This is a genomic window from Pseudomonas sp. TWI929 (assembly GCF_039673335.1).
In the GTDB taxonomy this organism is placed as follows: domain Bacteria; phylum Pseudomonadota; class Gammaproteobacteria; order Pseudomonadales; family Pseudomonadaceae; genus Aquipseudomonas.
In genome coordinates this window covers 26,207-38,506 of the sequence record NZ_JBDJLK010000040.1, presented here as the reverse complement: position 1 = coordinate 38,506, position 12,300 = coordinate 26,207, and the positions used below count along the sequence as shown (strand labels likewise).

13 protein-coding genes and 1 other RNA gene are annotated in these 12,300 nt (G+C 65.1%); 6 read left to right on the top strand and 8 right to left on the bottom strand.

Annotated features, from left to right (window positions below; all coding sequences use genetic code 11):
* Window positions 1-42: 42 nt before the first annotated feature.
* From ABE456_RS17110 to ABE456_RS17095, 4 genes are all read right to left on the bottom strand, one after another.
* Window positions 43-1,155 carry an ABC transporter permease gene (locus ABE456_RS17110; protein WP_346644967.1) on the bottom strand — a complete coding sequence of 371 codons (1,113 nt, stop codon included), beginning with the start codon at window positions 1,153-1,155 and terminating at the stop codon, window positions 43-45.
* Window position 1,156: 1 nt separating this feature from the next.
* Complete coding sequence (gene rbbA, locus ABE456_RS17105) at window positions 1,157-3,877, bottom strand: ribosome-associated ATPase/putative transporter RbbA (protein ID WP_346644966.1); 2,721 nt, start codon at window positions 3,875-3,877, stop codon at window positions 1,157-1,159.
* On the bottom strand, window positions 3,874-4,833 hold the full coding sequence (locus tag ABE456_RS17100) for an HlyD family efflux transporter periplasmic adaptor subunit (protein ID WP_346644965.1): 960 nt from the start codon (window positions 4,831-4,833) through the stop codon (window positions 3,874-3,876). The genes rbbA and ABE456_RS17100 overlap by 4 nt, the downstream gene beginning before the upstream one ends.
* A 128-nt stretch (window positions 4,834-4,961) precedes the next feature.
* Complete coding sequence (locus ABE456_RS17095) at window positions 4,962-5,411, bottom strand: EVE domain-containing protein (RefSeq protein WP_346644964.1); 450 nt, start codon at window positions 5,409-5,411, stop codon at window positions 4,962-4,964.
* A 179-nt stretch (window positions 5,412-5,590) separates the two neighbouring features.
* On the opposite strand from ABE456_RS17095, the gene ABE456_RS17090 reads away from it, so the two are divergent.
* Window positions 5,591-5,743 carry a hypothetical protein gene (locus ABE456_RS17090; RefSeq protein ID WP_346644963.1) on the top strand — a complete coding sequence of 51 codons (153 nt, stop codon included), beginning with the start codon at window positions 5,591-5,593 and terminating at the stop codon, window positions 5,741-5,743.
* 19 nt (window positions 5,744-5,762) lie between these two features.
* On the opposite strand, the gene ABE456_RS17085 is transcribed toward ABE456_RS17090, so the two are convergent.
* The 4 genes from ABE456_RS17085 to ABE456_RS17070 form a co-directional block, all read right to left on the bottom strand.
* A complete protein-coding gene (locus ABE456_RS17085; protein ID WP_346644962.1) occupies window positions 5,763-6,371 on the bottom strand; it encodes a 5-formyltetrahydrofolate cyclo-ligase in 609 nt (202 codons plus the stop codon).
* A gap of 85 nt (window positions 6,372-6,456) precedes the next feature.
* Window positions 6,457-6,636, bottom strand: a non-coding RNA gene (gene ssrS, locus ABE456_RS17080) — 6S RNA.
* A gap of 17 nt (window positions 6,637-6,653) precedes the next feature.
* Entirely contained in the window at window positions 6,654-6,974 is a 321-nt protein-coding gene (locus ABE456_RS17075; RefSeq protein ID WP_346644961.1) for a cell division protein ZapA, read from the bottom strand.
* Window positions 6,971-7,153 carry a TIGR02449 family protein gene (locus tag ABE456_RS17070; protein ID WP_029886233.1) on the bottom strand — a complete coding sequence of 61 codons (183 nt, stop codon included), beginning with the start codon at window positions 7,151-7,153 and terminating at the stop codon, window positions 6,971-6,973. Before ABE456_RS17070 ends, ABE456_RS17075 begins: the two co-directional genes overlap by 4 nt.
* A gap of 181 nt (window positions 7,154-7,334) precedes the next feature.
* Here ABE456_RS17070 and ABE456_RS17065 point away from each other — a divergent pair, with 181 nt between their 5' ends.
* From ABE456_RS17065 to ABE456_RS17045, 5 genes are read left to right on the top strand one after another with little or no spacing between them, the layout of a single operon-like run.
* Window positions 7,335-7,889: a YecA family protein gene (locus tag ABE456_RS17065; protein WP_003259367.1), complete on the top strand. Its 555-nt coding sequence runs from the start codon at window positions 7,335-7,337 to the stop codon at window positions 7,887-7,889.
* A 21-nt stretch (window positions 7,890-7,910) separates the two neighbouring features.
* Window positions 7,911-9,245 carry a Xaa-Pro aminopeptidase gene (gene pepP / locus ABE456_RS17060; protein WP_346644960.1) on the top strand — a complete coding sequence of 445 codons (1,335 nt, stop codon included), beginning with the start codon at window positions 7,911-7,913 and terminating at the stop codon, window positions 9,243-9,245.
* Window positions 9,242-10,441 (top strand): 2-octaprenyl-6-methoxyphenyl hydroxylase, encoded by a 1,200-nt coding sequence (ubiH, locus tag ABE456_RS17055; RefSeq protein WP_346644959.1) that lies wholly within the window; start codon window positions 9,242-9,244, stop codon window positions 10,439-10,441. Before pepP ends, ubiH begins: the two co-directional genes overlap by 4 nt.
* Window positions 10,438-10,920 carry a DUF4442 domain-containing protein gene (locus ABE456_RS17050; protein WP_346644958.1) on the top strand — a complete coding sequence of 161 codons (483 nt, stop codon included), beginning with the start codon at window positions 10,438-10,440 and terminating at the stop codon, window positions 10,918-10,920. The genes ubiH and ABE456_RS17050 overlap by 4 nt, the downstream gene beginning before the upstream one ends.
* Before the next feature lie 9 nt (window positions 10,921-10,929).
* Window positions 10,930-12,147, top strand: a complete 1,218-nt coding sequence (locus ABE456_RS17045) for a 2-octaprenyl-3-methyl-6-methoxy-1,4-benzoquinol hydroxylase (protein ID WP_346644957.1) — start codon at window positions 10,930-10,932, stop codon at window positions 12,145-12,147.
* Window positions 12,148-12,300: the final 153 nt, after the last annotated feature.

The window sequence follows — 12,300 nt, the reverse complement described above, 5'->3', positions numbered from 1 at the left end:
TTCAATGACTTGGCAGGGACCTGTGGGAGTTTCGGCTTTTGTTCAGGACGCCAGGCTGCGGCGAAACCGCGCCAACGCTACGCTGAAGAACACCAGGCCGATCATGGCCAGCGCCAGGATATCCGGCCACACCACAGTCCACCCGGCATCGCGGAACAGGATCGCGGCACCAAGGCTGACGAAATGCGTCGACGGCGATCCTTGCATCACCCATTGCAGCCACTGCGGCATGCTGTCCAGCGGTGTGCTGCCGCCAGACAGCAACAGCATCGGGATGATCACCGGGATCGCCAACAGGCCGAACTGCGGCGTCGAGCGCGCCAGGGTGGCAAGGAAGATGCCCAGTGCGGTACTGGCGAACAGGTACAGCGCAGTCACGGCCAGGAATAGCCCCATCGAGCCGGACAGCGGCACCCCCAGTGCGCCCTTGACCACCACCACCAGCGAAATCCAGGTGCAGATCACTACCACCAGCGCGTTGCTGGCGATTTTCGCCAGCATGATCTCCAGCGCGGTCAGCGGCAGCACCAGCAAATGGTCGAGGGTGCCGTGCTCGCGTTCGCGCAACAGCGCGGTGCCGGTGAGGATGATAGCCAGGATGGTGATGTTGTTGACGATCTGGATCACCGCCAGGAACCAGCCCCCCTCCAGGTTGGGGTTGAACAGGGCCTTGGGGTTGATTAGCACCGGGCTTTGCACGTTGCCGCGCTGGCTGTAGTCGACCAGCTCACGCTCGAAGATGCGGCCGATGTAGCCGGCGCCCATGAACGCTTGGCTCATGGCCGTGGCATCGACATTGATCTGCAGCTCTGGTGAGCGCCCGGCCAGCAGGTCACTCTGGAAGTTCACTGGTACGTTGATCACGAAGGTGTACTGGCCGCTGTCCATGGCCTGGTCCAGGTGCTCCGGGGCCAGTGGCACGGCGGGCTGGAACTCGGGCGGTTGCAGGGCTTCGCCGAGCTTGCGCGAGAGCAGGCTGTGGTCTTCGTCCACCACCGCGACACTGGCGTTGTGTACGCCGATCACCGAGCCGGCTGCCGGCATGTAGATGGCCACGCTGAAGGCGTATAGCAGGAACAGCAGCAGCACGCTGTCATGGCGCAGGCTGGTCAGCTCTTTCAGGCCCAGGCGCAGGGTGTGGTTCAGGCGCGACATGTCAGGCCTCCTGCTTTTTCAGCATGGCCAGGCTCAGGCCGGTGAACACGGCAAAGAAGCTCAGCAGGATCAGGCACTGCGGCCACAGCTCGCGCAGGCCCAGCGCCTTGGTGAAGGTGCCGACCGCGATGTCGAGGAAATAGCCCGCCGGGAACAGTTGGCCCATCACCGCCGCCGCGCCGTCCAGCGATGAGCGCGGCACTATCAGCCCGGAAAACTGGATGGTCGGCAGGCTGGTGATGATCATGGTGCCGAGGATCGCCGCAATCTGGGTGCGGGTGAACGCCGAAATCAGCAGGCCCAGGCTGGTGGTCGCCAGCAGGTACGTCACACCGCCACAGGCCAGGGCTAGCACGCTGCCCTTGAGCGGCACGGCGAACAGCCAGCGGTTCATCGCCACCAGCAGCGCCAGGTTGACCAGGCTCACGGCCAGGTAGGGCATCTGCTTGCCGAGCAGGAACTCCAGGCGGGTGAGGGGGGTGGCGTAGAAGTTGGTGATGGAGCCGAGCTCTTTCTCGCGGACGATGCCCAGTGCGGTGAGCATGGCCGGGATGAAGGCCAGGATCAGCGCCATCACCCCCGGGCCGATGGCATTCACGCTGACCACATCCTGGTTGTAGCGAAAACGCGTTTCCAGGCGCACCGGCTCCTGGCGGGGCTGTGGCTGGGGGCTGGCCTTGGCCAGTTGCTCGAGGTTGGCCTGGTGCACGGCTTCCACGTAGTTGCGGCTGGTTTCGGCGCGGAACGGCATGCCGCCGTCGAGCCAGGCCGCTACCACCGGTTGGCGCCCGGCATACAGATCGCGGCCGAAGCCGGGCGGAATCTCCAGCGCCAGTTTGATTTCCGAGCGCTGCAGGCGCTGGTGCATTTCGCGGGTATCGCGGATTGGCGCTTGCTCGGCGAAATAGCGCGAGCCGCGGAAGGCTTCGAGGTAGGCGCGGCTTTGCGGGCTCTGGTCCTGGTCGTGCACGGCGAAGGCGAGGTTTTCCACATCCAGCGAAATGCCGTAGCCGAAGATCACCATCATGAACAGCGCACCCAGCAGGGCGAAGGCCAGGCGCACCTTGTCGCGCAGCAGCTCCTTGCCCTCGCGGCTGGCCACTGCCAGCAAGCGGCGCAGGCTGAAACCTTGGCGCAGCGGTGGCGTGGGCGTGGCTGCCTGTTCCAGCACGGTGGTGTCGGTGGCTTGTGGCGCCAGTTCCTGGGCTTGTTCCAGGCAGCGCACGAACGCGTCTTCCAGGGTCTCGCCCTGGTACTGGCGCTGCAGGGCATCTGGCGTGTCACACGCCAGTACCCGGCCGGCATGCATCAGCGAAATGCGGTCGCAGCGCTGGGCTTCGTTCATGAAGTGGGTGGAGAGGAAAATGGTTACGCCCTGCTCGCGGGACAATTCCACCAACAGGCGCCAGAAGTCGTCGCGAGCGGCCGGGTCGACGCCAGAAGTCGGCTCGTCGAGGATCAGCACTTCCGGGCGGTGCAGCACCGCGACTGCCAGCGATAGGCGCTGGCGCAGGCCAAGGGGCAGGGCGCCGGAAGGTTGCTGGGCGATACCAGCAAGGTCGAAACGCTCGATCAGCTCATCGATGCGCTGGGCGCTCTCGGCCTTGGGCAGGTCGAACAGGCGGGCATGCAAGGCCAGGTTCTGTCGGGTGCTGAGCTCGCCATACAGCGAAAAGCTCTGCGACATGAAACCGACCCGCTTGCGCGTGGCCAGGTCGCTGGCGTCCACCGGGCGGCCCAGCAGGCTGGCGCTGCCTTCGCTGGCCGGCATCAGGCCGGTGAGCACTTTCATGGTGGTGGTCTTGCCGCAGCCATTGGAGCCGAGGAAACCGAATATCTCCCCACGGCCGATGGCAAAGCTGACCTTGTTCACCGCCGTGAAGTCGCCAAAGCGTAGGGTCAGGTCGTGGGCTTCTATGGCGACCGGGCCGTCCGTGGCCGGGCGCGGTGGGATGACCAGTGGCGGGTGTTGCGCCTTGCCCGCGCCCTGGTAGTGGGTGAAGGCGTCGTCCAGCTTGCCGCTGGGGGTGACGGCGGCCAGCTCGTGGCTGGGGCCAGCGGCCAGCAGGCGGCCGCCGTCAAGCATCAGGCAATGCTCGAACTGTTCGGCTTCCTCCATATAGGCGGTGGCCACCAGCAGGGTCAGTTGCGGGCGCTGGGCGCGAACCTGTTCGACCAGCTCCCAGAAGCGCCGCCGCGACAGTGGGTCGACGCCGGTGGTCGGCTCGTCGAGGATCAGCAGGTCCGGCTCGTGGATCAGCGCGCAGCACAGGCCCAGCTTCTGCTTCATGCCACCCGACAGCTTGCCCGCCGGGCGTTCGGCAAAGCGCAGCAGGTCGGTGGCCTGCAGCAGGTTGGTCATGCGCTGCTCGCACTCGCGCCGGCCTAGGCCGAACAGGGTGGCGAAAAAGCGGATGTTCTCGCTGATCGACAGTTCTGGGTACAGGTTGTTGCCCAGCCCCTGCGGCATGAACGCCACTTTCGGGTACAGCGCTGCACGATGACGGCGCTGGCGGATCGAACCGCCTAGTACCTGCAGTTCGCCCTGTTGCAGGCGCTTGACGCCGGCGATCAGCCCCAGCAGGGTCGACTTGCCCGCCCCGTCAGGGCCGATCAGCGCGCAGCGGGTGCCCGCAGGCAGGCTGAAGCCGAGGGTGTGCAAGGCCACCAGGTCGCCATAGCGGTGGCTAATGCCCTCGGCCAGCAGTGCCGGGGCGTTCATTGCAGGTTGGCCGGCCAGTCCACCTTAGCCGTTCGTACATAGCCGGCGCCTGGCATGCCTGGTTTGGCCTGCGGCACGGCGCCCGGGTCGCTCAGGCGCAGTTTGACCCGGAACACCAGCTTCTGCCGTTCGTCGCGGGTTTCCACCTGCTTCGGGGTGAATTGGGCCTTGGCCGCGACAAAGGCCACCTTGGCCGGCAGCGCCTGCTCGGGCAGGGCGTCGAGCACGATGCGCGCTTGGTCGCCTACGGTCAGCTGGCCGCTGGTGGACGCCGGCAGGTAGAGGTTCATGTATTGGTCGCTGGGGTCGATCAGCATCAGCACCCGGCCACCGGCGCCCAGCACTTCGCCGGGCTCGGCCAGGCGCAGCTGGATGACGCCGTCGATGGGCGCGCGCAGGCTGCTGTCATCGATTTCGCTGGTGAGCTGGGCCACTTGGGCCTCGGCGGCGCCGATGGCAGCCTTGATTGCCGCCAGCTGGGCGCGGGCGGCGACCACGGCGGCATTGGCGGTGTCGAAGCGCGCTTGCTGCTGGTCAAGCAGCTGCTGGCTGGCGTATTTGCGCTGGAAGATCTCGCGCACGCGCTTGAGTTCCTGGCTGGCCAGCAGCAGTTCGCTCTGGCGCAATTGCACGCTGGCCTGGGCGGCGGCGTAGTTTTCCCGGGCGCGCAGCACTTCGGCTTCGGCCTGGCTGCGCTGGGCTTCCATGGTGCGGGTGTCGATACGTGCCAGCAGTTGGCCGCGGGTGACCTTGTCGCCTTCGTCGACCACCACTTCGGCCAGGCGGCCGGGGATTTTGCTGGCGATCTGCACTTCGGTGGCTTCGAGGCGGCCGTTGCCCATGCTCAGGCCTTCGGGCAATTGGTCGTTGAGCGACTTCCAGTACCCCAGCCCACCAGCGGCAACGAGCAGGGCGATCAGCGCGGTGGCGAAGATTCTGGGGGCGTATCGGTTCATCGTTCTGCATCCTTGCGGTCGAGCATATTGAATCATGGCCTGCGGCCATACGTGGCGTGTTGATATCGGTCAAGTCCATGACAGGGGCTGCAAAGCAGCCCCAATGGCCTATGACCTTAGCTGCAGTTTCAACGCAATGCGACAATCACCGCCCATTGTTCGGGCGTCACCGGCATCACCGACAGGCGGCTGCCCTTTTGCACCAGCGGCAGTTCGGCCAGGCCGGCCTGCTGTTTCAGCCAACCCAGTTCCAGCACCCGTGGCAGGGTCTGCACATGGGCCACATCCACCGCGCTCCACGGGTTCTTGTCGGCCGTGGCCTTGGCATCGTAGTAGTGGCTTTGCGGGTCCAGCGCGGTAGGGTCCGGGTAGGCCGCGCGGGTGATTTTGGCAATGCCGGCGATACCCGGTTGCGGGCAGCTGGAGTGGTAGAAGAAGAATTCATCGCCAACACTCATGGCCCGCAGGAAATTGCGTGCCTGATAGTTGCGCACGCCGTCCCAGCGCGCTTCGCTCAGCCGGCCGAGGGCCTCGATGGAGAGCTCGTCGGGCTCGGATTTCATCAGCCAGTAGGCCATGGATGCTGCTCCTGAAAAGGTTTGAAATAACCTGTTGCACGAAACCGACAGCCGGTTGGCGTCAAGGTTTGCTTGCAGACGCAGGTTGTCGGAAAATGCGCCCCGTTTAAAGCGCGATGCGCCGGCGGTGCCCAGAAAATCGCCGAGCACTGAACAGTTTGCCTGGGGGGCAATCTTCGATGAATCAACGCAAAAAGCCGGATCTGCTGTGGATCCTGGTGTTCATTTTTGGCTTGGGTGTGGTTACTACCGGTTATGCGCAAGGGTTCCTGGAGCGCAAACAGGACAACGCCTATCAGATGCCGGTCGACGCCAGCCAGCCACAACGTTGATGCCCCCCGCTGGCGCCGCTCAACGCGGCGCCAGGTACCAGCCACGGTCCGAGACCGTGCCCTGCAGCGGTACATCCCAACTGGCCTGCGCCAGCCGCTCGACCTTCTGGCATTCATGCGCCAGGCCCAGCAGTAAAGGCTTCTTCCAGGTTTGCCGACGCGCCTGATAGGCCAGGCTGCGATCATAGAAGCCACCGCCCATCCCGAGGCGACCACCCACTTCGTCGAAACCCACCAGCGGCAGCAGGATCAGGTCCAGCGCCCAGACCGGCCGTTGGCGCTTGCGCTCGGTGACCGGCTCGGGAATACGGAAGCGGTTGGGCTTGAGCTTTTCGCCTTGTTCAAAGCGCTGGAACACCATGCTTGTGCGCGGCCAGGCGTGCAGCACCGGCAGGTAGGTGCGCTTGCCGCGGCGCTGGGCTTCGCGCAGCAGCAGGCAAGGGTCGATCTCGCCGTCGTTGGGCAGGTACAAGGCAATGTGTTTGGCGCGACGGAACAGCGGGTGCTGCGCCAGTTGGCGGTACAGGCCGAGGGTGGCCTGGCGTTGCTGGGCAGGGGTAAGGGCGCGGCGGGCATTGCGAAGCAGGCGGCGGAGTTGAGGTCGGGTGAGCGGCGCGGTGTCGGTCATGGCACGGGCGATCCCAGGTGTGCTGGCCGGCACTCATGGTCGGCCAATACGAATTGCCCGCCACAGGGGGCGGGCAAGAAAATTCAGGCTCCCCGACAAGACCGCTATCGGTGTAGCCCTTGAACCCGAAAGTTCAAGGTGGAGATTGCAGGGGGCGTTAAGGCTTTCCGTCGGGCGGACATGCACACCGGCCCCAGCGTGCAACCCCCGTGGTTGTGCGTATCGGCTCAGGGACATAACCGACTGGCGCATCCCCCAGGGAGTGGCGCCAGTATACCAATCTCAGCCGATTTTGGTATCCGTGTCGTCGGACAGTGCCTGATCGACCCGCTCCAGCAGGTCGCGTACCTGTTCGCGGGTGGTGCCGCCGGCCGGCGCGTCGTTGCGGTCTTCCTGGCGGTGCAGCATTTCGTGAGTGATGTTCAATGCCGCCATGACCGCGATGCGATCGGCCCCGATCACCTTGCCGCTGCTGCGGATCTCGCGCATCTTGCCGTCCAGGTAGCGCGCGGCGCTGACCAGGTTGTTGCGCTCTTCCGGCGGGCAGATGATCGAATATTCCTTGTCGAGGATCTGCACGGTGACGCTATTGCTTGAACTCATGAGTCTTGCTCCAGAGCCTTGAGGCGTAAAATCATCGACTCGACTTTGCGCTTGGCGATCTCGTTCTTTTCGATGAGGTGGGCGCGCTCTTCGCGCCAGGATTTTTCCTGAGCTACTAGGAGTGCATTTTGCCGTTTTAGTTGCTCGACACGTTCGATCAGCAACTCGAATCGGCTCATCAGTGCCTGCAGGTCGTTCTCTTGCGTGGGTTGCACTCGCTTCGCTCCGTCGTTGAGTCACCTGGCGATGATGCCTCTCCCTGGGCGGCAACGGCCAGTGCCGATGGTCTTGGCGCGCCTGCCGGTGCTAGGATACAAGGTCTCCATTCTAGTCATTGCGCCGTCTGGCGCCTAGCTGCCCATGCCCAATACCCAATCGCCCTACATCGCCTTCGCCATGCTGCTTTCGAGCAATGGCCATCCTGTCACCCCGGCCGAACTGCACGGCCTGCTGATCGGCCGCAGCTGCGCCGGTGCCGGCTTTGACGCCGACGGCTGGCTGGCCGACGCTGCCCAGCTACTGGAAACCGAGCCCGGTGACACCGTGCGCAACGCCCTGGTCGGCCTGCAGGAAATGGTCAAGGGCGAGCTCACCAGCGACGATATGGCCATCGTCCTGCTGCTGCCTTCCGACGATGCCGCACTGAGCGACCGCGCCACCGCGCTGGGCCAGTGGTGCCAGGGCTTCATCACCGGTTTCGGCCTGAACGCCGGCGGCAAGGACCTGTCCGACGAGGCCAAGGAAGTGCTGCAGGACCTGGTGGCCATTTCCCAGGTGCAGGAAGCCCTCGAAGAGTCCGAAGACGGCGAGAGCGACTACATGGAAGTCATGGAATACCTGCGCGTGGCGCCTCTGCTGCTGTTCTCCGAGCTGGCCAAGCCGGCTGCACCCGCGCCCAAGCCATCGCTGCACTGATCAACCGGGGGTAGTCTGCCCATGAGCCACATTCCCAAGGCCGAGTATGCCCGGCGGCGCAAGGCGCTGATGGCGCAGATGGTCCCCAACAGCATCGCCATCCTGCCCGCCGCAGCGGTTGCCATTCGCAATCGCGACGTCGAGCATGTGTACCGCCAGGACAGCGATTTCCAGTACCTCAGCGGCTTCCCTGAGCCGGAGGCGGTGATTGCGCTGATCCCGGGGCGCGAACATGGCGAGTACGTGCTGTTCTGCCGTGAGCGCAACCCCGAGCGCGAATTGTGGGACGGCCTGCGGGCTGGCCAGGAAGGTGCGGTGCGCGATTTTGGCGCCGACGATGCCTTCCCCATTACAGATATCGACGAGATCCTGCCGGGCCTGATCGAAGGCCGCGAGCGGGTGTACAGTGCCATGGGCAGCAACCCCGAGTTCGATCGCCGGTTGATGGACTGGATCAACGTGATCCGCTCCAAGGCACGCCTGGGTGCCCAGCCACCGAACGAGTTCGTTGCGCTGGATCATCTGTTGCACGACATGCGCCTGTATAAATCGGCAGCGGAAGTGAAGGTGATGCGCGCGGCGGCGGACATCTCGGCGCGGGCCCACGTTCGGGCCATGCAGGCCTGCCGGGCCGGGTTGCACGAATACAGCCTGGAAGCCGAGCTGGACTACGAGTTCCGCAAGGGCGGGGCGAAGATGCCTGCCTACGGCTCGATCGTCGCGGCCGGGCGCAATGGTTGCATCCTGCACTATCAGCAAAACGACGCCCCGCTCAAGGATGGCGACCTGGTGCTGATCGACGCCGGCTGCGAAATCGACTGCTATGCCAGCGACATCACCCGCACCTTCCCGGTCAGCGGGCGTTTTTCCCCCGAGCAGAAGGCCATCTACGAGCTGGTGCTCAAGGCCCAGGCGGCGGCGTTTGCCGTAATCGCCCCCGGCAAGCACTGGAACCACGCCCACGAGGCGACCGTGCGGGTTATCACCGAGGGCCTGGTGGAACTGGGCCTGCTGACCGGTGAGGTGCAGGCGCTGATCGACAATGAGGCCTATCGCGCTTTCTACATGCACCGCGCCGGGCACTGGCTGGGCATGGATGTGCACGACGTTGGCGAGTACAAGGTGGGTGGCGAGTGGCGGGTGCTTGAGCCCGGCATGGCGCTGACCGTGGAACCTGGAATCTACATAGGCGCCGACAATCAGGCCGTGGCCAAGAAGTGGCGCGGTATTGGTGTAAGGATCGAGGACGACGTGGTAGTGACCAGGCAAGGTTGTGAAATCCTGACTTCCGGCGTACCGCGCACGGTCGCCGAGATCGAGGCATTGATGCAGGCTGCCCGCAAGGACGCCGCATGAATCGGGTGAACCTGGCGATCATCGGTGGCGGCCTGGTGGGCGCGAGCCTGGCCCTGGCCCTGCAGGCCGGGGCCAAGGCGCGGGGCTGGAAGATCTTGCTGATCGAGCCGTTTGCTCCTGGCGACAGCTTCCAGCCCAGCTACGATGCGCGTTCATCGGCGTTGTCGTTCGGCACCCAGCAGATCTACCAGCAGTTGGGCCTGTGGCAAGCCATTGGCCGTCGCGCCGAGCCGATCCGGCAGATTCACGTGTCCGATCGCGGCCGTTTCGGCGCCACCCGCCTCGATGCCCTGGAAGAGGGCGTGCCGGCGCTGGGCTACGTGGTGGAAAATGCCTGGCTTGGCCAGTGCCTGTGGCAAGGGCTGGACAGCGAGGTGGTGAGCTGGCGCTGCCCGGCTGAAGTGGCTTCGATGCAGGCGATCGAAGGCGGCTACCGCCTGCGCCTGAACGACGATACCCAGCTGGAGTGCGACCTGGCGGTACTGGCCGACGGTGGCCGCTCCGGCCTGCGTGAGCAGTTGGGCATCCATGTGCGCCACACGCCCTACCAGCAGAGCGCATTGATCGCCAACATCACCCCGGGCGAGGCCCACGGCGGCCAGGCCTTCGAGCGCTTCACCGAAGAAGGCCCGATGGCCCTGCTGCCGCTGCCGGATAACCGCTGCGCTCTGGTCTGGACCCGCCAGGGCATGGATGCGCGGCGCTTGGCCGACATCGACGAGCGCAGCTTCCTGCGCGAGCTGCAGGGCGTGTTCGGCTACCGCCTGGGGGCGTTGCGCCAGGTCGGTGCGCGGCATCTCTACCCACTGTCATTGATCGAGGCCCAGGAACAGGTACGGCCGCACCTGGTGGTGTTGGGCAACGCCGCGCACAGCCTGCACCCCATCGCCGGCCAGGGCTTCAACCTGTCGCTGCGTGACGTGCAGGTACTGGCCGAGGCGCTGCTGGCTGGCCCGCAGCAGCCTGGCGACCTGGCCACGCTGCAGGCTTATCACCAGCGCCAGCGCCTGGACCAGGCCATGACCATCGGCTTCTCCGACCAGGTCACCCGCCTGTTCGGCAGTAACCAGCCATTGCTGGCCGCCGGGCGCAACCTTGGCCTGCTTGGGCTCGACCTGCTGCCGCCGGCAAAAAGCTGGTTCGCCCGCCAGGCCATGGGCCTGGGCACCCGCCCCGATCCGCGGGGCCAGGCATGAGCAACCCGCGTAAACTGGCGCGCCGGGCGCGCATGCTGCGCTGGATATTGAACCTTTACCCGCCGTACCTGGGCGCCGGTATCCGTGTACAGCACATCAGCCCGGACCTGCGCAGCGTCAAGGTGGCGATGAAACTGACGCGCTGGAACCGCAATTACGTCGGTACCCAGTTTGGTGGCAGCCTGTATGCGATGGTCGACCCGTTCTACATGCTGCTGCTGATCGAGCAGCTGGGGCGCGACTACATCGTCTGGGACAAGGCCGCCAGCATCGATTTCATCTCACCGGGCAAAGGCCCGGTGTATGCCGAACTCCACGTCGATGACGCACTGCTGGACGACATTCGCCAACAGACCGCCACCGGCAAGAAGTGCCTGCCGCGTTTGCAGGTCGATATCCGCGATGGCGCCGGCGAGCTGGTGGCGCGGGTCGATAAAACCCTATACGTGCGGCTCAAGCCGCAAGCGAGGCTGGCGTAAGGCATGGAAATGCGCGCAGATCTGTTGATTGTCGGTGCCGGTATGGTCGGCAGCGCCCTGGCCCTGGCGTTGCGCCACAGCGGCCTGCAAATCCTGTTGCTCGATGGTGGCCCGCTGTCGGTCAAGCCGTTCGATGCCCAGGCCCCGTTCGAGCCACGCGTCAGTGCGCTGTCGGCGGCCAGCCAACGTATCCTTGAGCGCCTTGGCGCTTGGGATGGCATTGCCCAACGGCGTGCCACGCCGTACTCGGACATGCATGTGTGGGATGGCAGCGGCACCGGCCAGATTCATTTCTCGGCCGCCAGCGTGCATGCCCAGGTGCTTGGCCATATCGTCGAGAACCGGGTGGTGCAGGACGGCCTGCTGGAGCGCCTGCACGACAGCGACATCGGCCTGCTGCCCAATGCGCGGCTGGAACAGTTGCGCCGCTCTGGCGATGAGTGGCTGCTGACCCTGGCTGATGGCCGGCAACTGCGGGCGCCGCTGGTGATCGCAGCCGATGGTGCCAACTCGGCAGTGCGGCGCCTGGCCGGTTGCGAGACCCGCGAGTGGGATTACCTGCACCATGCCATCGTCACCAGCGTGCGCTGCAGTGCCGGGCACCAGGCCACCGCCTGGCAGCGCTTCACCGATGAAGGCCCGTTGGCCTTCCTGCCATTGACCCGTGATGGCCAGCAGGACTGGTGCTCGATCGTGTGGTCGACCACGCCGGAACATGCCGAGCAACTGATGGCGCTGGATGAAGCGGCCTTCTTGAAAGCCCTGGAGCAGGCCTTCGAGGGGCGCTTGGGCAATGTGCTGCAGGCCGACCCTCGGGTGTGCGTGCCACTGCGTCAGCGCCACGCCAAGCGCTATGTGGATGAAGGCCTGGCGATGATCGGCGATGCCGCGCATACCATTCACCCATTGGCTGGGCAGGGCGTGAACCTGGGTTTCCTCGATGCGGCGGTGCTGGCCGAGGTGCTGGGCAATGCCTGCGAGCGTGGTGAGCGGCTGGCGGATGTGAAGGTGCTGAGCCGTTACGAGCGGCGGCGTATGCCGCACAACCTGGCGCTGATGGCGGCCATGGAAGGGTTCGAGCGGTTGTTCCAGGCCAATCCGCTGCCGTTGCGCTGGTTGCGTAACAGCGGGTTGAAGCTGGTGGAGCAGATGCCGGAGGCCAAGGCGTTGTTTGTGCGCCAGGCGTTGGGGCTTTCCGGGGATCTGCCGGAATTGGCCAGGGCTTGAGATCGTCGGGGCCGCCTTGCGGCCCTTTCGCGACACAAGGCTGCTCCCACAGGGGTGCGCAGCAGCCCCTCTGCAACATCCGGTAACGGCTAGGTAGATGAGCCAGAAAATGGGATTCACTACCATTCGCACCTCTCATACGATCCGAGGAGT

Coding starts and splice junctions, on each gene's coding strand:
- ABE456_RS17110 (WP_346644967.1), bottom strand. CDS start 1,155: ATGTCGCGCCTGAACCACACCCTGCGCCTGGGCCTGAAAGAGCTGACC.
- rbbA (WP_346644966.1), bottom strand. CDS start 3,877: ATGAACGCCCCGGCACTGCTGGCCGAGGGCATTAGCCACCGCTATGGC.
- ABE456_RS17100 (WP_346644965.1), bottom strand. CDS start 4,833: ATGAACCGATACGCCCCCAGAATCTTCGCCACCGCGCTGATCGCCCTG.
- ABE456_RS17095 (WP_346644964.1), bottom strand. CDS start 5,411: ATGGCCTACTGGCTGATGAAATCCGAGCCCGACGAGCTCTCCATCGAG.
- ABE456_RS17090 (WP_346644963.1), top strand. CDS start 5,591: ATGAATCAACGCAAAAAGCCGGATCTGCTGTGGATCCTGGTGTTCATT.
- ABE456_RS17085 (WP_346644962.1), bottom strand. CDS start 6,371: ATGACCGACACCGCGCCGCTCACCCGACCTCAACTCCGCCGCCTGCTT.
- ABE456_RS17075 (WP_346644961.1), bottom strand. CDS start 6,974: ATGAGTTCAAGCAATAGCGTCACCGTGCAGATCCTCGACAAGGAATAT.
- ABE456_RS17070 (WP_029886233.1), bottom strand. CDS start 7,153: ATGAGCCGATTCGAGTTGCTGATCGAACGTGTCGAGCAACTAAAACGG.
- ABE456_RS17065 (WP_003259367.1), top strand. CDS start 7,335: ATGCCCAATACCCAATCGCCCTACATCGCCTTCGCCATGCTGCTTTCG.
- pepP (WP_346644960.1), top strand. CDS start 7,911: ATGAGCCACATTCCCAAGGCCGAGTATGCCCGGCGGCGCAAGGCGCTG.
- ubiH (WP_346644959.1), top strand. CDS start 9,242: ATGAATCGGGTGAACCTGGCGATCATCGGTGGCGGCCTGGTGGGCGCG.
- ABE456_RS17050 (WP_346644958.1), top strand. CDS start 10,438: ATGAGCAACCCGCGTAAACTGGCGCGCCGGGCGCGCATGCTGCGCTGG.
- ABE456_RS17045 (WP_346644957.1), top strand. CDS start 10,930: ATGCGCGCAGATCTGTTGATTGTCGGTGCCGGTATGGTCGGCAGCGCC.